We start from the raw sequence: 19,969 nt of genomic DNA on the forward strand, positions 1-19,969 counted from the left end.
GTCGTTTCGCGGCGGAGGTCTAAGTGGATGGTTTCCGAGATACCGGTATGGACGTCAGTCACGCGGTGATCGAGCGTCTGGCAGCGGCTGGAATCGACACCGTATTCGGGATCCCCGGCACGCAGACGCTCCCGCTGAACGAAGCGATCGATCGGCGAGGGGACGTGCGATTCGTGGTCGCTCGCCACGAGACCGCCGTCTCCCATCAGGCGTGGGGCTACGCCGAAACCAGCGGCAGGCTCGCGGCGACGGCCGTCGTGCCCGGTCCCGGCGACATGAACGCGATGAACGGGCTGAAGAACGCGTACAACGACTGCACGCCGCTGATCCACATCGCCGTCGAAACCGACCCTGAGATCCGCGGCGGTGACGGGATCCACGAGACGCCGCCGGACACCTACGACAACGTGGTCAAGGCGAACCTTCTCGTCGAACGGCCCGAAGGGACGGCGGCCGTCCTCGAGGAGGCTATCGCGATCGCCGAAACACCGCCGAAGGGGCCCGTCCGCGTCGGGATTCCGAAGGGGTACCTCTCGATGAACGTCCCGCTCGCGACGTCGGGCGAGTACAGCCGGGAGTTCGTCTCCAGCGTCCCCGAAGAAGACGTCGAGGCAGCTGCGGAACTGCTCGCCGACGCCGACGCGCCGGTGATCGTCGCCGGTGGCGGCGTGCGGACCGCAAACGCGAGCGACGATCTCCGTCGCGTCGCCGACGGTCTCGGTGCGCCCGTCGTGACGACCTACAAAGGGAAGGGAGCGCTCCCCGACGGGCCGGGCGGCTACGTCGCCGGCACCCTTTCCGGGAGCGCCTCGCCGGAGTTACTCACGCTGCTCGCGGACGCCGACGCGGCGCTCGCGGTGGGGACGGACTTCGACGCCCTCGCGACCCGCGCCTGGGACGTCGATATTCCGGAGGCGCTCGTCCACGTGACGCTCGAGGCGGCCGATATCGGCACCGGATACGACCCCTCGATCGGGATCGTGGCCGACGCCAGCGAGGCGCTGTCGTCTCTCGAGTCGGCGCTCGCTCACCGCGAGTATCCGAGCGGTAACGCGGTCGAACGCGCCGACGCAGTCAGGACAGCCACGAACGAGCGCCTCGCGGACCTCCGCGTCTCGTCCCCGCCGCTGACGTCGGTTAGCGCGCTCGAGGCCATCCGCGAGGGGACACCTCGAGAAGCGATCGTCACGGCCGACGCGGGCGGCTTTCGCGTCTGGGGGTTGAACGTCTTCGAGGCCGCAGGACCGCGCTCGTACGTCAATCCGGGCTCGTGGGCGACGATGGGGACCGGCCTGCCGTCGGGGATCGGCGCGCAACTCGCGAATCCGGACGACGACGTGGTCGTCCTGACCGGCGACGGCGGCCTCATGATGTGCGTTCACGAGCTACACACTGCGGTGGCCGAGGCGTTGCCGATCACCGTCGTCGTCTTCGTCAACGAGGACTACGCGATCATCAGCGACGACGCCGGGCGGAACTTCGAGTTGGGCGAGGGACGGTACGCGTGGTCCGACGCGCCGATCGACTTTGCGGGACTGGCCGCGAGTCTCGGAATGCGGGCCGAGCACGCGGAGACACCGGCCGAGATTCGAGACGGGATCGCGGAGGCAGTTGGGGCAGACGAACCGGTGTTGCTCGAAGTGCCGACCGATCCGAGGGAGCCACAGGCGAGCGACTGGATGAGCGAGTGAGGAACGCGGAGCACGGGCTACCGGAACGGCGTTTGTAGTGCGGGCTCGGCTGCGACGTGTTCGTCTCTCGAGGCGCGACCGGCGGGAGCGCCTCGCCGACAGCGCGCGCCACCGCACGCGGATTTGTCGTCCGTGCTGTAACCGGCGACCACATTCACGCTCCGCCGCACATTTAAATACCAACCCGGTCATACTCCGTGACGTATCAACCGATGGCGTCTCCTCCATCAGGTCTCGACGGGACCTGCAAACTCCTTCCCGAACCCGCGCCCAGCGACGTGCTATTCGATCGAATCGCGGAGGAGTACGCCGCCCTCGCCGACGAGTACGGCCCGCGGAACGTACTGGTCCTGAAACGCCACCCGGCAGGCCTCGAGTCACTCACCGAGGCCCTCGCCGGTATCGACGTCACGGACGGCTCGCCGCGATCACCGCGCGTCGAGTCGCTCCCGGAACACGCCTCGAAGGTGCTCGAGGAGTACGATCCGACGCTGGATCGACTCGAGTACGAGGAGCGTATCGAACTCATCTCGCTGGTGATCGACGGCGCCAGTCGCGACGTCCCGGCGTACCTCGAGCGGGCCGCCACCCACGAGAGTTTCGCCCGCGACGTCGGGCAACTGTTGCTCGAGGCGACGCGCCAGCAGTTGCGACTCGACGACGTCGCGGACCAGGAGCCACACGACTCTCTGGCCTTCCTCTACGCGATGAACGATCGGTTCCACGCGGAACTCGAGTCACGCGGGTACGTCGAACGAGCCGACGTGATCCCGCGGACCGTCGAGTTGCTCGAGTCGGACACCGATGGGCTTCGAACGCGGGTGACGGACTCGATCGACGCCGTCCTCGCCGTCGAGTTCGAGGAGTACCGCCGACTCGATCGACGGTATCTCGCGGCGCTCGCTCGAGACGCAGAACTCGTCTGCCTGGGCGAGCGCCACGCCAGCGTCGAGCGTACCCGGGTCGAACCGGGCCGTATCGAGGACCTCGTCGGCGACGAACTCGACGTGACGGTACTCGAGTCGGCGCTCGAGCGGACCGACGACGATCAGCGCACGACACCGCCCCACCACTCGATTACGCGACTGTTAGCGACGGGAGAGCCGTCCCAGCCAACAGGACCTGGTGGAGTGGAGCCGATCAACACTGACGACCGATTCGAACCGGCGGAACACGGACGGGCGCGACGCATTCGGACCCGAACGGCCCGCGACCAGGTCAGTGCCGTCGCGAGCGAGATTCAGGCGCTTCGGGACCGTCACGACTGGAGCTTCGACGCGTTCGCCGTCGCCGTGCCGCGGATCGAGCGCGTTCCCGAAACCAGACGGCAGCTCCGCGAGGCCGGGGTTCCGACGGCGACGATCGGCACGCCCTCGCTCGCCGAGGATCCGGTCGTCCACGAACTCTACGCGTTCGTGACGCTCCAGTGCGAACGCGAGCGAGACCCCGACAGAATCGACGCCGAACTCGTCGACGACGCTATCGACGACCGGACCGTTCGCAGCCGAGAGGGTACAGAGACGACGGAGCCGCGGGACGTCTCGATCGAGCGCCTTCGCGCCCGCGTCGAGGACGTGACGCCCGAGTTGCTCGCGTCGTGTACCGCCTCGAGCGTCGCCCGGTCGCTCGAACGCTGGATCCGCCTGACGGACCTGAAGGGGCGCATCGCCCGCGAGGAGGCGTGGGTCGACGCCCGCGAGCAGTACGCGAGCGTCCGGCGGGTGCTCGAGATCGCCCGGTTCGTCGAGGAGACGGACCTCGTCGGTCCTGACTGGCAGGGGCTGCGACGGATGCTCCGGCGGACCATCCAGTACGACGCGCCGTACGTCCACGCGGTCGAGACCCAGCCGCCGACGGGCGGCGTCACGGTCTGTGCCGTCGACGACTGCAAGTACGACTCGTGGGAGGCCGTCTTCCTGCTCGATCTGCTCGACGAGAACTATCCCGGCGAGCAGTTCCTCACGCAACTGTTCCCGACCGCGTGGCTGCGCGGGATGGACAGCTATCCGGCGGTCACCGATCCGTCCGTGAACGATATTACGGACACGTTCGCCACTATCGACGCCGCCGATACCGTCGGCGACCCGTTCAAAACCTATCACGCCCAGCGGTCCCGGCGGCGACTCGCCCTCGGCACCCGGGCCGCGCGAACGCATCTCTACTGCTGCTCGTACGAACGCGGCTCCGGCGGACTGCGACGGACGTACGACGAGTCGCGCTACCTCCAACTGATCGACGCGACCGCCGGACTCGACCTGCCGAACGTCGAAACCGACACCGCGGCGGCGATCCACGGCGAGACGAACGCCCTCGAAGCGCTGCTCGCCCAGCCCCACGGCGAACTCGAGCGGATCCTCCGCGAGGCGAGCACCGGCGGCGAGGCCGACCTCGGCGCGACCGAGGAGTTGTTCGAGGAGATTGCAGTCGTCCTCGAGAACGGCGACGTGGACGACGAACTGGCCGAAGCCGTGCGCTCGCAGTTCGAGTTCGCCGCCGGGGAGGTGGTGCGCGATGACTGAGCAGGAAACCGACCCCGGCTCGGGAATGGACGGTCCAGGCGTCGAAACACTCGATGTCGACAGTCTCGAGACCTACCTGCACTGTCCCCGCCGGTACGAGTTCGCCCACGTCGATGATCTCGAGGGAAGCGACGACGAGACGACGATCGACGACCGCATCGGCCTCCTTCGAACCGCGATCTGTGACGCGCTGCGGCGCGGCGACACGGACCGCGAGGCGCTCGCGGACGCCGCACGCGAGCGACTCGCGACGCTCTGGGGCGATCACGACGAACGGTTCCACTCGCTGGCCCAGCGACGTCACGAACGACGGGTGCTCGAGGCGACGCTCGAGGCGTACGTCGAGACGGTCGGCGTCGACCACGCGGCGGGAGTCGAGCGACTGACGGCCGAGGCGACGGCCGGCGAGGTGATCGGGCCGGATCTCCCGCTCTCGAGTACGGTTTCGCTGCCGGAGACCGAAACGGAGACGGGAGCGGAAACCGAGACCGAGACCGAGGCCAAATCGGTCACGATCGACGCCAGCGTCGACTACGTGTACGCCGACGGCCGATCGATCGTGGGTGTCCGGTTCGTCCCGACCCTCAGGTCGCTCGGCCTCCTGCGATACCGGTCCGACTGGGAGCGAGGGATCGCCGAACGCTTTACCGATCACTTCGATCCCGACGCGGACGTCTTCGACCCGACGTTCGTCACCTCGCTCTTCGAGACGGCCGTCGTTATCGACGGGCTTCGAAACCGCTGTCAGCAGCTGGGACTCGAGGATCGAACCTGTCGATACGTCCAGATCCCCCTCGCCGATCGCTCGCAGACCGCGATCAACTGGGTCCGCGAGACGGTCGAGACGAGCCTCGAGACGAAGGATCTGACCGACGGCTACATCGACCACCACACCTACGGAATGACCCACGAACACCGAAACCGAACGGTCGACGATCGGCTCGCGGCGGTCGCGAGCGAGATGGCAGCCGGAGCGTTCGATCCGACCGATCGCTGGGACGAGATTTCTGACCACGCCTGTCCGGACTGTGGCTACACGGTCTGTTGTCAGGACTACATCGCAGAGGAGGTGCGATTTGATGGGTGACGCGGATCGAGATCTCCACACGGAGGGTGGGAATCACGAGGGAGACGGCCTCGGGCCGAAGGGGAACCAGCCAGCCGTCATCGATAGCGACGCGGCCTGTACCTCCGTCGACGCCGGTGCTGGCACCGGGAAGACGACGACGATGCTCATGCGGATCGAGCGCGCGATCGAACGCGGCGACGCCGACCCCGAGGACGTGCTGGTCCTCACCTTCGCGAACGAGGCTGCGGGGAGCATTCGAGACGCGGTCGCCGAGCGACTCGATCCCGAAGCCGCCGCGGCGATCGACGTCTACACCTACCACTCGTTCTGTTATCGGCTGGTTCGGGAGTACGCCTACTATCTCGGCTACTCGCCGGAGTTCGACGTCGTCACCGAGCGCAAGCGCCGCCGGATCGTCGGCCGACTGCTCGCGACGAACGACTACGACTTCGCGACCATGGGGCGGGACTCGCCGGACGACCTCGCGACCGGCGTCGACCGATTCATCCAGGCGATGAGCCAGGAGGACATCACGCCGGACCAGTTAGCGGAGCAGCTTCCGGCGGTCCGCACCCTCGAGCTCTGTAACGAGTTCGTCCTCTGGCTCGAGCGGACCGCGGGGGACGACCTCTCCTTCGACAATCAGGCGCTGCGCTACTTCAACGCGGACGAACACCTCGAGGCGTCACGGCAGTCGCTGGTCGGCTACGGCAAGCTCATCACCTACTGTCGCGAGAAGATCGCGGAAGCACCGGCCGAGTTCCGCGACGACGACGTCGTTCGCGACGTCGATCGCTATCTTCGCGTGCTCCAGCAGTGCGTGACGAACACGATCGACGTGCTGTCGCTCGAGGAGCCGACGACGAAACAGCTGCCCCGGGCGCTGTTCGGGAACGAAATCTGGCGCACCGCGACGAGTCGGATCGAGCAGAGCCCGTTCGGTCGCCTGAAACACTACGTCGAGTTCATGCGACTGGCGCGCCACTACACCGCCGTCTACGCGGACTACCACGAGTATCTCGAGGACGAACGGACGCTGGACTTCGACGAACTGGTTCGGACGGCGACCGAGCTACTGACCGACGACGGTATCGCGACCGAGATCACGGATCAGTGGACGCAGGTGTACTGCGACGAGTTCCAGGACACCGACGAGACGCAGTTCGCCTTGATCACCGAACTCACGGACGGTCCCGATCGGCCCGACCTGCTCGCCATCGGCGACAAGGATCAGGCGATCTACGGCTGGCGGGGTACCGACCGGGAGGGCCTCGACAGGCTCGCCGACGCCTACGACGACCACGAGGCGATCGAACTCGAACTCAACTTCCGCTCGCGCCAGGAGATTCTGGATCTCACGAATCACTGCGACTACGGGCCACAGTCCTCGAAGACGCTCCGCGAAGTCGGACGAGCGTCCGGAGAGTACGGGAGCGGAGACGAGACCGAGAACGGGGCCGAGGACAGCGGGACGGAACAGCCTCCGGACCGCGTCGTCAAGGTCGAGAGCGACGAGATACACTGGACGACCGCCGAACAGGTCGCGACGACCGTCTCGCGGCTGTTGAACGACGAAGCCGAGAACGTCCCGAAGCGCTCGCTCGAGGACATCGCGGTCATCGTCCGAACGAACCGTCACGCGCAGGCGGTGGCCGACGAGCTCCGCGACCGACAGATCCCCTACGAGATTTCGGGCTCGCCCCGAGGCGAGATTTCGCCGGGAATGCAGACGCTCCTCTCCTACTTTCGCGTGCTCGTCGATCCGACCGCCGACGCCCACCTCCGGCGCGTGTTGCTCTACCGGTACCGGCTCACCGAGAGCGATCTCGCGACGCTTCAACAGCGGGACGGATCGCTGTACGATGCGGTCGTAAGCCTCGAGCCGACAGCGCTCGACCATCCCGACCGGCTCGAGCGAGCGCGCGATCACCTCGCCGAACTGGAGACATTGCGGGACGTCTACCCGCTCTCCGGCTTCGTCCGCCGGTTCCGCGAGGTGACGCGCCTCGAGTGGTTCCTCACGAGCGACGAACGCGAGGAGTTCCAGCGTCTCGAGCGGTTCGTCGAGGCCTACACCGCCGATTCGGTGGTCCAGACGCTGACGCCGGCGTTCGTCGACGCGCTCGAGGGAACACTCCGGGGAAGCGGGAGCGAACGGACACGCGGTACCCAGTCGACGGACTCGATCGACGTGATGACGGTCCATCAGGCGAAGGGCCTCGAGTTCGACACCGTGCTCGTCCCCTACCTCTCCGACGAGGAGTGGTGCGTCGATCGCGATTACGCCGAACGCGCGCGCTACCGACTGCTCGCCGCGACGCTCGACGACGAGGTGGACTCGCCGTTGCTCGCGGACCTCGCGGACGAGACGGTCGGCGAGGAGTGGCGCGTGCTCCACGTCGCGCTCACGCGCGCCGAGAACCACCTCTTCGTCTTCGGCTCCGAGTACGAGTACGACGGTGACGAGACGGAACTCGGCGTGTCGACCGCCGAGGCGTGTCTGTCGAACGAGATCGACTGGTCGGTCGCCGGCCAGCGAATGAACCTCTGGGCGTCGCTGATCGAGAGCTTTCGGCGCGTACGGGAAACCTACCCCGAAACGGTCGTCGACCGGACCGATGAAATCGGGCGCTCCGCCGGCATCAGCCCGGGGACGATCACCTACTACGCCGGCTACGAGGACCGGTCCATCGAACCGCTCGAGACGCGGGACGCGATCGAGACGGTGCACCGACTCGGGCGGCAGTTGCGCAGCGGAACGCTGCTGCCGGCGGCCGACGCGGCGAGCCACGGCAGATTCGGAAGCGGGGACGCCGAGGACGGAGCGACACGACAGGTGCCGAGCGGGCGCCGGCCGTCGGCGCTGACGACCGACACCGTCCGATTCCCCGTCGAGACGCTCTCGAACGCGACGGACGTACCGGCCGCGTTGCGCCACAGTTACACGGCGATGGAGACCCACGAGACCTGCGCGCGGAAGCACTATCTCGATCACGTCGTGCGGGCGATCGGCGACGCGAGCGAGCCATCTGTAGAGTCGGAGGAGGCCGACGACGGGGGATCGCGACTCGTCGGCACCGTCTTTCACGACGTCGCGGAGGAAGCCTTCTACCGCGACTATCGAACCCGCGAGGAGTGGCGCGAGGCGGCGGTCAGACAGCTGACGGCCCGGGATCTGCTCGAGCATCGCGAGGCCGTCCTCGCCTGCATCGATCGCTACTTCGAGGCCAGCGCCCCCGCGTACGACGAGCGGGTCGCCGACTGGGAGCAACTCGCCGCGGAGCTACCGTTCGCACTCGGGGACGTCGCCGGCGTGAGCGGCGAGGTCGTCGGGTTCGTCGACTCCGTTCGGCGGACGCCCGACGGCGATCTCGTGATTCTCGACTACAAGGCGACGGCAGATCGGATCGATCCCGACGAGGCGACGCAACTGGCGCTATACGCACGCGCCTGCGAGCGGCGGTTCGACAACCCAGTCGCTGCCGTCGGCTACGTCTACGTCGGCGCGGTCGACGGTCCCCGCGTCGACCTCGTCGATCCCGACGACCTCCCACCGTGGTCGTCGGTACGCGAGACGCTCGAGGCGGTCGACGATCCCGCCTTCGACGAGACGACGCCCGGCGATCACTGTCAGTACTGTCCGCACCGGTCGCTGGGCTGTGGCCCCGAGGAGGACACGGGTGAGGTGCCCGACGCATATCCGAGCGATATCGCGGTCGACGACTGATCGGCGACACCGTGCCCCACTACAGGGACATGAGGACGACCGCGAGCACGGCGAACACGATCCCCAGTCCCTTTCTGACCGTCAGCGACTCCTCGAGCGCGACGATTCCGATGACCGAACTGACCGCGATAAACAGGCCGTAGATCGGGACGACGACGCTGACGGGACCGAGCGCGAGCGCTCGGTAGTACGCCAACAAGCCGACGGCGAGCAGTACGCCCCAGACGACGATGTGTGGCAGTTTCGGATGCGAGAGGTACCGACGGGGAGACGTTCCCTGGTAGACCAGCAGTAGACCGAGGAGCGTGAGCATGACGGTGTTCGACATGAAGACGGCCGTCGTACTCGGAATCGTCTCCATCGCGACCTTCAACAGCGGCGCGACCAGGCTGTACGCGACGAACGCGACGAACGAAAGCAGCAGATACCGACGGCTCATCGGCCATCACCCGCGCTACAGACGATCGCGAGCATCGCACAGACGATACCGGCCGCCCGGGTCAGCGACATCGTCTCGCCGAGAAAGAGGATACCGAGTACCGAACTCCCGACGATGAACATTCCGAAGATCGGGACGACGACGCTCACCGGGCCGGTCTCGAGGGCGGCGGTGTAGGCCAGGATGCCGACCGTGAGAAAGACGCCGGCGACGTAGACGTAGCCGGCTTCGACCGACACCGCGTGGGAGGGATCGGCGGTGCCGGTCAGAAGCAGCACGCTGCTCGCGATCACGAGAAAGACGAACGTCGAGAGGAACAGCCCCGGCGTCGCCGGAACGTCCTGCATGATAACGCTCGTGAGGGGCGCGACAAACGAGTAGGCGAGAAGCGCTATCAGAACCCACAGCAGATACTCCATACCACGATGGTGCCAACGGACGGGCTTAAACGCCCCGAGACTGTCCCGGCTCCGGTACTGTCGCTTTATTTCCCGGCGGACGAACGGGTTCGTATGATCGAAGCGACGCTGTGTTTTCCGAGACGCACCCGCGGTCCCGACAGCGACGGAACGGAGGAAGTTCTCCTCATCGAGAAACGCCGCGGACTCGGCGAGGGCTGGTACAACGGCCCCGGCGGAAAACTCGAGGACGGCGAAACGCCCCGCGAGTGTGCCGTTCGCGAGACTCGCGAGGAAGTCGGCCTCGAGATCGATCCCGAAGCCCTCGAGAAGGCGGGCGAACTCACCGTTCTGCTCGACGGCGAGCGGCACACGTTCTGTCACGTCTACCGGACGCGCTCGTTTTCCGGCGAGCCGACTACTACCGAGGAAGCCCGACCGGAGTGGGTCCCGGTCGAGGACGTGCCCTACGACCGAATGTGGGAGGACGACCAGTTCTGGTTACCCGGCGTGCTCGAGGGGGAGACGGTCGTCGGCGAGTTCCGCTTCGAGGGCGGCCGGCCGCTCGACGAGGCGGCGTTCGTGGGCCACGACCTCGAGTGGAACGAGCACCTCGAGCCGACGGACACGTGAGGTGGCAGACAGTTTTCACGGATGCGCAGATAGAGCGCGTACAACGGTGAGGGTTGGCCGATCCGCTCCGCTGAGTACTGGACGAATACTCTTTTACCCCTTCGTGGTAGCCCGGATCGAGAACATGACCGATACGACTCGTCGGCGGACGCTCGTCGCTGTGGTCACCGGAACTGTCGGCGCACTCGCGGGGTGTCAGGACCTGTCGTCCGACGGCGATCCCGACGCCGAGACCGACACTGAGGAAGAGATTTTTTCGAACGATTCGGAAGCGGACGACGATGACGACGAGAACGGCGACGACGACGGCGACGTCACAGTCGAGGAAGATACTGACGACGACATCTCGGTCGACGGGACGGTCGAGGTCCTCGCCGACGTCGAGGTCGACGGCTCGGTCGAAGCCGCCGGTGTGCTCCTCGAAGCGGGCGCCACGGTCGAGGGGACGATCGATACCGGCGGTACCGTCGATCTCGGCGACGACAGCGAGGTCGGCGGCGACGTCACTGCAGGCGGTGACGTGACGACTGCCGAAGACGCGGAGATCGACGGCACGATCGATACCGATGGCGCCGTCGATCTCGGCGACGACAGCGGGGTCAACGGTGACGTGACGGCGGGTGGATCGGTGACGACCCGCACAGACGTGTCGATCGACGGCTCGGTCGACGCCGGCGGAGAGGTGTATCTCGGGAACGGCACCGAAGTCGACGGCGACGTCTCCGGTGAGTCGGTCGAGGAGGGTGACGACGTCGAAATCGGCGGAGACGGTAGTGACGACGATGATGACGATGGGATAGGTTGGTTCAGCTTCGGCAGCGATGACGACGACGAGTAAGCGAACGGGGTCCCGGCGATCCGTACAGTTCCGGTTGGAGGACGAACTGGGCTTCGAACTGGATTTTCACATCGGGAGCGAGAGACGCCCCTCGAGATGGAGCACAGGTTAGCGCGCTCACAGGAAAGAGTGAATGCGGCCATAGAGAACCGTTATTTCCACGCAGTGGGAGAGTTATCCGTCTGAGTACAGCACGAATACTCTTTTATCCCTCCGTGGTAGCCGGGTGCGAGAGCATGACCGATACGACTCGTCGGCGGACGTTCGTCGCAGCGGTAGTCGGAACTGTCGGCGCACTTGCAGGGTGTCTGGGCAAGACGTTCGACGAAGACCCCGAGGAGGACGGTGACGACGAAGAAGATATGTTCGGAGCCGACTCGGAGAACGTCGGTGCCGACGAGGATGACGGCAACGAGACCGACGACGAGGACGAACTCGAGGATGAAGACGGTGACGGTGAAGACGAGGAGAGCGACGACAGTGAGGAGGACGAGGAGGGCGACGAGGACGATAGCGATGAAGACGATGGTGATGGCGATGAAGACGATGAGAGCGATGGGGATGACGACGAAGACGACGATGAGAGCGAAGATGAGGGCGACAGTGGCGACGAAGAAGACGATGAGAGCGAAGACGAGGATGATAGTAGCGACGAGGACGACGAAGACGATGAGAGCGAAGATGAAGACGACAGTAGCGACGAGGACGACAGTGGCGGAGAAGATGAGGGCGACAGTGGCGACGAAGAAGACGAGGAGAGCGAAGACGAGGATGACAGTAGCGACGAGGAAGATAGTGGCGACGAAGAAGACGAGGAGAGCGAAGACGAGGATGACAGTAGCGACGAGGAAGATAGTGGCGGAGACGACGAGGAAGATGGCGACGAATAAGGAACCGGCCAGTCACCGGTCGACGTAACTCGAGCCGTTCGACGTCAGGGTTTCAGGACGACTTTCCCGGAGCTCTTGCGGTCCTCGATGTACTGGTGAGCGTCGGCAGCGTCCTCGAGTGCGAACGATTCGCCTAAGACGACCTCGAGGTCGCCGCTGGTCAGCCCCTCGGTGAGATCGGGGACGGCCTGCATGACCGTGCTCGGATCGTGATAGGAGGCCTGCCCGAGGTGGAACCCTTTGATCGTCTTGTTCTCGAAGAGGAGGCGTCGGTTCTCGATTTCGCCGGGGACGCCGCTGGCGACGCCGTAGGTGACCATCCGGCCGAAGTGGCTCATCGCGTCGAGGCTGCGCTCGAAGACGTCGTCGCCGACGCTCTCGAGGACGAGGTCGACGCCCTCGCCGTCGGTCTCCTCGTCGACGACCTCGCGAAAGTCCGTCTCGGTGTAGTTGATCGGGTGGTCACAGCCCAGGTCTTCGGCGAGGTCGAGTTTCGCCTGCGTGCTCGCGGTGCCGAAGACCTCCGCGCCCGCGTTGGAGGCCAGTTGGACGGCTGCGGTTCCGACGCCGCCCGCGGCGGCCTGGATCAGGACGGTTTCGTCCGCCTCGAGTCCGCCCCACTCGAACAGACAGCTGTGAGCGGTGAGGAACTGGACGGGAAACCCGGCGGCCTCCTCGAAGCTCATCCCCTCGGGAACGGGAAAGAGCATCTGGGCGTTTGCGACGGCGTACTCGGCGTAGCCGCCGGTGTTGAGCATCGCGACGACGCGGTCGCCCTCGTCTAATCCGACGCCCTCGCCGGTCGCGTCGATGGTTCCCGCGGCTTCCATGCCGGGGGTGTAGGGCGCGTCGGGACCGCCCGGGTAGACCCCGCGGCGTTGCATGATGTCCGCGAAGTTGATTCCGGCCGCTTCGACGTCGATTCGGACCTCGCCGGCATCCGGTTCCGGGAGGTCTGCGTCGGTGACCTCGAGTTGATCGCTGTCGCCGTACTCAGGTACTCGAATCGCTTTCATGCCCGCAGTTGTGTGACACAGCCGCATAAAGCTCCGAGAACCGGAGTGAACGAGTGTATCGTTGTGAGTCGGAGTAACGGACCGGAAGAGTCCGTGATAGGCGCTCGAGTTCGAGTACCGCTCCGTTCGCCGTCGGCTACTCCCCCGCACGCGTCCGCCCTTCGCATGGTTTAAGACCGCGCTGGCTGCATGTCGACACAATGAGCAACGAGAGCCAGGAACTCGGGATCACCGAGTCGAAATCGCACAAACCCGGCGAGTGGTACGCCGAAGTCGTCCAGAAGGCCAACCTCGCGGACTACGCCCCGATGGGCGGCTTTATCGTCACGAAGCCGCGCGGCTACGCGCTGTGGGAGGCCATTCAGGACGCCCTCGACGGCTGGTTCAAAGACACCGGCGTCGACAACGTCTACTTCCCGCTGTTCATCCCCGAGAGCTTCCTCGAGCGCGAGAAGGACATCGTCGAAGGCTTCGACCCCGAGGTCGCGTGGGTGACCCACGGCGGCCACGAGGAACTCGAGGAGCGCCTCGCCGTCCGCCCGACCAGCGAGTCGATCATCGCGCCCTTCATGGCGGACTGGACCCGCAGCCACCGCGACCTGCCGCTGCGGCTCAATCAGTGGTGTTCGGTCGTCCGGTGGGAGGCGACGGAGACGAAGCCGTTCTTCCGGACGAAGGAGTTCATGTGGCAGGAAGGCCACACCGCCCACGCGGACGACGCGGGCGCCTGGAAGGAGGTCTGGACCCGTCTGGGACAGTACGAACGCGTCTACGAGGACGTGCTGGCGATTCCGGTGCTTCGAGGCAAGAAGCCCGAACACGACAAGTTCCCCGGCGCCGACACGACGACGACGGTCGAGGCGCTGATGCCCGACGGCAAGTCCGTCCAGGGCGCGACGAGTCACAACCTCGGTCAGAGCTTCGCCGAGGCGTTCGACATTACGTTCTCCGACGAGGACGGAGACGATCGGACCGCCTACACGACCTCCTGGGGGCTCTCGTGGCGCGCGATCGGCGCGCTCATCATGACCCACTCCGACGACCAGGGGCTCGTCCTGCCGCCGACGGTCGCACCGACGCAGGTTGCAATCGTCCCGATCTGGCAGGAAGACACCAAAGACGACGTCCTCGAGTACTCCGAGAACATCGCCGAAGAGCTCGAAGACGCCGGCTTCCGCGTCGAACTCGACGACCGCGAGGAGCGCAATCCCGGCTTCAAGTTCAACGAACACGAACTCAACGGCGTCCCCCTCCGCCTGGAGATCGGACCCTACGAGGTCGAGGACGAGGAGGTGACGCTGGTCCACCGCCCCGATAGCGAGGAGCGCGTCGAAGACCGCGACGAGATCGTCGACGCCGTCGACGAGCATCTGGACGACATCTTCGACAAACTGTACGATGCGGCCGAGGAGAACCTCGAGGAGAACGTCCGCGAAGCCTACAGTCCGGAAGAGATCCTCGGCACGATCGGCAAACACGGCGGCTACGTGAAGACGTCGTGGTGCGGCGACGAGGCCTGCGAAGAGGCGATCAAGGAGAAGATCGCGGCCGAAATCGTCATGCAGCCGCTCGAGGACGAGGGCGGGGAGACGGCCGGCGAGGTCCCCGAACCCGACCGCGACGAGTGCGGCGTCTGCGGCGAACCCGCGGGCGAAATCGCGTACTTCGCCAAGTCGTACTGAACGACGCCCGCTCACACCGATAACTCGCTTCGGTTTCGTCGTGTAGCAGCCCCGTTTCGCCGCGGTTCGGCGTCACTCGCTGATTTCGACGCGCGAACCCGGTCGATCACTCGAGTGAGACAGTCACACCCACACCTAACTCTTTAACCCAATATTGCTTACCGCTGGCCGTAAATAGAACAGACGTGGTGTTCACTCTGGTGGGTGAGCACTACGTGCCTCTGACACTTCTGCCCTGAACGGGCAGTCGTTCTCTTTACCCGCGACTCGTCGTAGCAACTCCCGCTCGAGACGGACGATCAGTAGCGGTAGGACCTGAGACGCTCACTAACAGCAAAGAACCCCTCAACGAACGTGAGCGATGTTTGACCTTATATACGATTATATGTGTCTATAATACACTTAGTCATTATGGAACAGCCTCTTATAGCAGTTTTCGCTACGAGAGTGTATGCCACAGCCACAGATAGCGTCATCCACCGAGCGTTCGCGGGGGCTTGCAGATCCCACGGACGAACGGTCGAACTGCGGCGTCGGCGTCGTCATGGACCTCGATGGGGATGGGGGACACGACGTCGTCGCCGACGGATTGGAACTTCTCAAAAATCTCGAGCACCGCGGGACCACCGGCGCGGAGAAAAACACGGGCGACGGTGCGGGCATCATGCTCCAGACGCCCGACCGGTTTTTCGATAGCGTTCTCGAGGCCGATCTCCCGGACACCTACGCCGTCGGCTCGCTCTTTTTCCCACAGGAGGAGGCTGCACGCACGGAACTCGTCTCGATCGTCGAAGACGCCCTCGAGGCGTACGACCTCGAGGCGCTCGAATGGCGCGACGTGCCGACGAACAACGAGGATCTCGGCGCGACGGCCGTCGACTCCGAACCCGACGTCTGGCAGGTCGTCGTCACGCCCGCCGAGGACGACGTCGACGACGAGACGTTCGACCGACGGCTCTACGTCGCCAGACGGGCCCTCGAAAACTCGGTCGAAGACGCCGACATCGACGGCGCGGAGCGGTTCTACGTCTGCTCGCTCGACTCGGATACGATCGTCTACAAGGGCCTACTCAAGGGGGTGCAGGTCCCGTCTTACTATCCGGATCTCACCGACGAGCGCGTCGACTCTACGTTCGCGATGGTCCACGAGCGGTTCTCCACGAACACGCTCGGCGCCTGGCACCTCGCCCACCCGTACCGGAACATCATCCACAACGGCGAGTTCAACACCATTCAGGGCAACATCAACTGGATGCGCGCCCGCGAGACCGACATCGAGAGCGAGGTCCTCGAGGATCTCGAGGCGGTCAAGCCGATCATCGACGACCCCGACCAGTCCGACACCGCGAGCGTCGACAACGCGCTCGAACTGCTCATGCAAGACGGGCGGGATCTCGAACACGCGCTGCGGATGCTCGTCCCCGAGGCCTGGCGCGGCGACGACGGGATGGACGCGGACCGCAAGGACTGGTACGACTTCCACGCATCGCTCGTCGAGCCGTGGGACGGCCCCGCGCTCGTCGCGGCGACTGACGGCGAACGCGTCGGTGCCGTCCTCGACCGCAACGGCCTGCGTCCCTGCCGGTACGACGTGACGACGGACAACCGCCTGATCATGGCCAGCGAGGCCGGCGCGCTCGAGACCGATCCCGACCGGATCGAAGAGCGCGGCCGACTCCAGCCCGGACAACTGTTCCTCGCCGACCCGAGCGAGGGTCGCGTCATTCCCGACGACGAGGTCTTCGACGACCTCACCGACGACCGCTACGGCGAGTGGGTCGCACAGGAACAGGTTCAACTCGACGATATCACTACGACGGCCGACAGTTCGCCCCAGCAGGCGGTCACCGGGTTGCGCGACCACCAGGCCGCCTTCGGCTATACGCACGACGAACTCGAGAACATGATCGAGCCGATGACCCAGAAGGGGAAAGACCCCGTCGGCTCGATGGGCGACGACACGCCGCTCTCCGTACTGACGGAGTTCAACCGCCCGCTGTTCTCCTACTTCAAACAGCTATTCGCACAGGTCACCAACCCGCCGCTGGACTACATCCGCGAGGAACTGGTCACCTCGATGGAGTCGCGACTCGGATTCCAGCGCAACCTGCTCACCGAGTCCCCCGAGCACGCCCGCCAACTCGTCCTCGACTCACCGATCCTGACGGACGCCGAACTCGAGTCGATCCGCGGCTGTTCGGCCAACGGCATCACCGCGGCGACGATCGACATCACCTACGAACCCGCGAGCGACGAGCCCGGAACCGATCTCGAGGCGGCGGTCGAACGCGTCCGCGAGGACGCCGTCGAGGCTATCGAGGATGGCCACGACGTGATCGTCCTCTCCGACCGAGGCGTCGACGAGGATCGAGCGGCGATCCCGAGCCTGCTTGCGACCGGTGGCGTCCACCACCACCTCGTGCGCAACGGGCTGCGCAACCACGTCGGGCTCGTCGTCGAGTCCGCCGATCCGCGCACGGTCCACCACTTCGCGACGCTGGTCGGCTACGGCGCCGGCGCGGTCAACCCGTACCTCGCCTACCAGACGATCGAGGACATCACCGCCGGCCCCGACGGCGCGGACACCGAGGTCGCCATCGACGCCTACGTCGGCGCGGTCGAGGACGGCCTGCTGAAGATCATGGCCAAGATGGGAATCTCGACGGTCGAGAGCTACCAGGGCGCCCAGATCTTCGAGGCCGTCGGCCTCGACTCCGGGGTCGTCAACGAGTACTTCGAGGGCACCGAGAACCGCACCGAAGGGATCGGCCTCGCCGAAATCGAAGCGGACGTCCGCGAGCGTCACGCCTCGGCCTTCGGCGACGACGGCGAGGAGTCCAAACTCGACCGCCACGGCGAGTTCGAACACCGCTCCGACGGGATCTACCACCAGTGGAACCCACAGACCGTCGGCGCGCTCCAGCAGTCCGTGCGCTCGAACGACTACGAGCGCTATCAGGAGTTCGCCGAACTGATCAACGACCAGCAGCAGAACCTCCAGACGCTTCGGGGACTGCTCGAGTTCGACTCGGACCGCGATCCGATCCCGATCGAGGACGTCGAGCCGATCAAGGACATCGTCCGGCGCTTCTCGACGGCGGCGATGTCGCTGGGCAGCCTGTCGCCGGAGGCCCACGAGAACAACTCCATCGCGATGAACCGCATCGGCGGCAAGTCCAACTCGGGCGAGGGCGGCGAACCCCCGGAACGGTTCGACACCGAACGCGAGTGTAACGTCAAGCAGGTGGCGTCGGGCCGCTTCGGCGTCACCTCGACGTACCTCTCGAGTGCCGACGAACTGCAGATCAAGATGGCTCAGGGCTCCAAGCCCGGCGAAGGTGGCCACCTGCCCGGCGAGAAGGTCAACGAGATGATCGCCCACGTCCGCAAATCGACGCCGGGCGTCGGCCTCATCTCCCCGCCGCCGCTGCACGACATCTACTCGATCGAGGACCTCAAACAGCTGATCTTCGACCTGAAAGCGGCCAACGAGGAGGCCGACATCAACGTCAAGCTCGTCTCCGAGGCCGGCATCGGCACCGTCGCCGCCGGCGTCGCGAAGGCGAACGCCGACGTGGTCCACATCTCGGGTCACTCCGGCGGAACGGGTGCCTCGCCGCGGACCTCGATCAAGAGCGCCGGCCTCCCCTGGGAGCTCGGCCTCGCCGAAGCCAACCAGATGCTCTGTCGGACCGGGCTGCGCGACCGCATCCGCGTCTCCGCGGACGGCGGGATGAAGACCGGCCGCGACGTCGCCGTCGCCGCCCTGCTCGGCGCCGAGGAGTACATCTTCGGGACCGCCTCGCTCGTCACCGGCGGCTGCGTGATGGCTCGGCAGTGTCACAAGAACACCTGCCCGGTCGGCGTCGCCACCCAGCGCGAGGACCTGCGCAAGCGGTTCCCCGGCGAACCAGAACACGTCATCAACTACATGACGTTCATCGCCCAGGAACTGCGCGAGATCATGGCCGAACTCGGCTTCGAGACGATCGACGAGATGATCGGCCAGGTCGACGTCCTCGAACAGCGGACCGACGTCGACCACCCGAAGGCCCGCAACGTCGACCTCTCGGACGTCATCGCGGACCCCGGCAGCGACGTCCGCCGCAAGATCCGCGAGCAGGACCACGAACTCGAGGACCAGCTCGACCGCGACCTCATCGAGGCCGCGGCCGACGCCATCGAGGACCAGGAGCCGGTCACGCTCGCGGCCGACGTCTCGAACGTCGATCGCACCGTCGGGGCGATGCTCTCGAACCGCATCACCAGCCGCTACGGCGAGCCCGGCCTCCCCGAGGATACCATTACGGCCGATCTCGAGGGAACCGCCGGACAGAGCTTCGGCGCGTTCCTCGCGAGCGGCGTCTCGATGCACCTCGACGGCAGCGCCAACGACTACGTCGGCAAGGGGCTCTCGGGCGGGAAGATCACCATCCGCACGCCCGAGACGGCCAGCTACGATCCGACGGAGAACATCTCGATCGGCAACGTCGCGCTCTACGGCGCGACCGACGGCCAGCTGTACGTCAACGGCGTCGCCGGCGAGCGCTTCGCCGTCCGTAACTCCGGCGCCAAGGCCGTCGTCGAGGGCGTCGGCGATCACGGTTGCGAGTACATGACCGGTGGCGTCGTCGCCGTGCTCGGCGAGACCGGCAAGAACTTCGCGGCCGGGATGTCCGGCGGCGTCGCCTACGTCTACGACCCGGACGACGAGTTCGAAGCGAAGGCCAACACCGGCATGGTCTCACTGCACGACGACTTAGCGGAGAAAGACGAGGAGATGCTGCGTCGCCTCGTCGAGAACCACGTCGCCTACACCGGCTCCGAGCGCGGCGAACTCTTACTCGAGAACTGGGAGCGCGCGCTCGACGCCTTCGTGAAGGTCATGCCGGAGGCCTACTACGAGGCAATCACCGAGCAGGGATCGGACGACGTCCGAAGCGAACTGCCGGGAACGCCCGAGGCCGCCGTCGAAGCCGAATCGGCCAACTTCGCCGCGAGCGACGACTGACTGATCCGGACCACTCGGTATCTCTGGTCTACTCGGGATCACACATTTCGTTCCAG

General features: G+C 65.8%; 12 protein-coding genes. 9 read left to right on the forward strand and 3 right to left on the reverse strand.

The window, feature by feature from the left end; all coding sequences use genetic code 11:
• Positions 1–47: 47 nt before the first annotated feature.
• The 4 genes from ACSFC7_RS23210 to ACSFC7_RS23225 all read left to right on the forward strand — a co-directional run bounded on the left by ACSFC7_RS23210 (position 48) and on the right by ACSFC7_RS23225 (position 9,006).
• Entirely contained in the window at positions 48–1,691 is a 1,644-nt protein-coding gene (locus ACSFC7_RS23210) for a thiamine pyrophosphate-binding protein (RefSeq protein ID WP_436345342.1), read from the forward strand.
• A gap of 212 nt (positions 1,692–1,903) precedes the next feature.
• On the forward strand, positions 1,904–4,210 hold the full coding sequence (locus ACSFC7_RS23215; protein ID WP_436345344.1) for a hypothetical protein: 2,307 nt from the start codon (positions 1,904–1,906) through the stop codon (positions 4,208–4,210).
• Complete coding sequence (locus ACSFC7_RS23220) at positions 4,203–5,297, forward strand: PD-(D/E)XK nuclease family protein (RefSeq protein WP_436345346.1); 1,095 nt, start codon at positions 4,203–4,205, stop codon at positions 5,295–5,297. Before ACSFC7_RS23215 ends, ACSFC7_RS23220 begins: the two co-directional genes overlap by 8 nt.
• On the forward strand, positions 5,290–9,006 hold the full coding sequence (locus ACSFC7_RS23225; protein WP_436345348.1) for a UvrD-helicase domain-containing protein: 3,717 nt from the start codon (positions 5,290–5,292) through the stop codon (positions 9,004–9,006). Before ACSFC7_RS23220 ends, ACSFC7_RS23225 begins: the two co-directional genes overlap by 8 nt.
• A gap of 19 nt (positions 9,007–9,025) precedes the next feature.
• Here the strand turns inward: ACSFC7_RS23225 and ACSFC7_RS23230 are convergent, their stop codons facing one another.
• Both ACSFC7_RS23230 and ACSFC7_RS23235 read right to left on the reverse strand, forming a co-directional pair.
• Positions 9,026–9,445, reverse strand: a complete 420-nt coding sequence (locus tag ACSFC7_RS23230; protein WP_436345350.1) for an EamA family transporter — start codon at positions 9,443–9,445, stop codon at positions 9,026–9,028.
• Positions 9,442–9,864, reverse strand: coding sequence for an EamA family transporter (locus ACSFC7_RS23235; RefSeq protein WP_436345351.1), 423 nt, complete (start codon positions 9,862–9,864; stop codon positions 9,442–9,444). Before ACSFC7_RS23235 ends, ACSFC7_RS23230 begins: the two co-directional genes overlap by 4 nt.
• A 93-nt stretch (positions 9,865–9,957) precedes the next feature.
• On the opposite strand from ACSFC7_RS23235, the gene ACSFC7_RS23240 reads away from it, so the two are divergent.
• The 3 genes from ACSFC7_RS23240 (at position 9,958) to ACSFC7_RS23250 (ending at position 12,204) form a co-directional block, all read left to right on the forward strand.
• Positions 9,958–10,476 carry an 8-oxo-dGTP diphosphatase gene (locus ACSFC7_RS23240; RefSeq protein ID WP_436345353.1) on the forward strand — a complete coding sequence of 173 codons (519 nt, stop codon included), beginning with the start codon at positions 9,958–9,960 and terminating at the stop codon, positions 10,474–10,476.
• A 124-nt stretch (positions 10,477–10,600) separates the two neighbouring features.
• Positions 10,601–11,314, forward strand: a complete 714-nt coding sequence (locus tag ACSFC7_RS23245; RefSeq protein WP_436345354.1) for a polymer-forming cytoskeletal protein — start codon at positions 10,601–10,603, stop codon at positions 11,312–11,314.
• A gap of 236 nt (positions 11,315–11,550) precedes the next feature.
• A complete protein-coding gene (locus ACSFC7_RS23250) occupies positions 11,551–12,204 on the forward strand; it encodes a hypothetical protein (RefSeq protein WP_436345356.1) in 654 nt (217 codons plus the stop codon).
• A 44-nt stretch (positions 12,205–12,248) separates the two neighbouring features.
• Here ACSFC7_RS23250 and ACSFC7_RS23255 read toward each other — a convergent pair whose 3' ends face one another.
• Positions 12,249–13,220 carry a quinone oxidoreductase family protein gene (locus ACSFC7_RS23255; RefSeq protein WP_436345358.1) on the reverse strand — a complete coding sequence of 324 codons (972 nt, stop codon included), beginning with the start codon at positions 13,218–13,220 and terminating at the stop codon, positions 12,249–12,251.
• A gap of 200 nt (positions 13,221–13,420) precedes the next feature.
• Here ACSFC7_RS23255 and proS point away from each other — a divergent pair, with 200 nt between their 5' ends.
• Positions 13,421–14,902, forward strand: coding sequence for a proline--tRNA ligase (gene proS / locus ACSFC7_RS23260; RefSeq protein ID WP_436345360.1), 1,482 nt, complete (start codon positions 13,421–13,423; stop codon positions 14,900–14,902).
• Positions 14,903–15,353: 451 nt separating this feature from the next.
• A complete protein-coding gene (gltB, locus tag ACSFC7_RS23265) occupies positions 15,354–19,913 on the forward strand; it encodes a glutamate synthase large subunit (protein ID WP_436345362.1) in 4,560 nt (1,519 codons plus the stop codon).
• The last annotated feature ends 56 nt before the right edge of the window (positions 19,914–19,969 follow it).

The sequence above is a fragment of the Natronorubrum halobium genome (assembly GCF_051351675.1).
GTDB lineage: Archaea > Halobacteriota > Halobacteria > Halobacteriales > Natrialbaceae > Natronorubrum.

Excerpts from the sequence above, each read along its gene's own strand:
- ACSFC7_RS23210 (WP_436345342.1), top strand. The coding sequence starts at position 48 with ATGGACGTCAGTCACGCGGTGATCGAGCGTCTGGCAGCGGCTGGAATC.
- ACSFC7_RS23215 (WP_436345344.1), top strand. The coding sequence starts at position 1,904 with ATGGCGTCTCCTCCATCAGGTCTCGACGGGACCTGCAAACTCCTTCCC.
- ACSFC7_RS23220 (WP_436345346.1), top strand. The coding sequence starts at position 4,203 with ATGACTGAGCAGGAAACCGACCCCGGCTCGGGAATGGACGGTCCAGGC.
- ACSFC7_RS23225 (WP_436345348.1), top strand. The coding sequence starts at position 5,290 with ATGGGTGACGCGGATCGAGATCTCCACACGGAGGGTGGGAATCACGAG.
- ACSFC7_RS23230 (WP_436345350.1), bottom strand. The coding sequence starts at position 9,445 with ATGAGCCGTCGGTATCTGCTGCTTTCGTTCGTCGCGTTCGTCGCGTAC.
- ACSFC7_RS23235 (WP_436345351.1), bottom strand. The coding sequence starts at position 9,864 with ATGGAGTATCTGCTGTGGGTTCTGATAGCGCTTCTCGCCTACTCGTTT.
- ACSFC7_RS23240 (WP_436345353.1), top strand. The coding sequence starts at position 9,958 with ATGATCGAAGCGACGCTGTGTTTTCCGAGACGCACCCGCGGTCCCGAC.
- ACSFC7_RS23245 (WP_436345354.1), top strand. The coding sequence starts at position 10,601 with ATGACCGATACGACTCGTCGGCGGACGCTCGTCGCTGTGGTCACCGGA.
- ACSFC7_RS23250 (WP_436345356.1), top strand. The coding sequence starts at position 11,551 with ATGACCGATACGACTCGTCGGCGGACGTTCGTCGCAGCGGTAGTCGGA.
- ACSFC7_RS23255 (WP_436345358.1), bottom strand. The coding sequence starts at position 13,220 with ATGAAAGCGATTCGAGTACCTGAGTACGGCGACAGCGATCAACTCGAG.
- proS (WP_436345360.1), top strand. The coding sequence starts at position 13,421 with ATGAGCAACGAGAGCCAGGAACTCGGGATCACCGAGTCGAAATCGCAC.
- gltB (WP_436345362.1), top strand. The coding sequence starts at position 15,354 with ATGCCACAGCCACAGATAGCGTCATCCACCGAGCGTTCGCGGGGGCTT.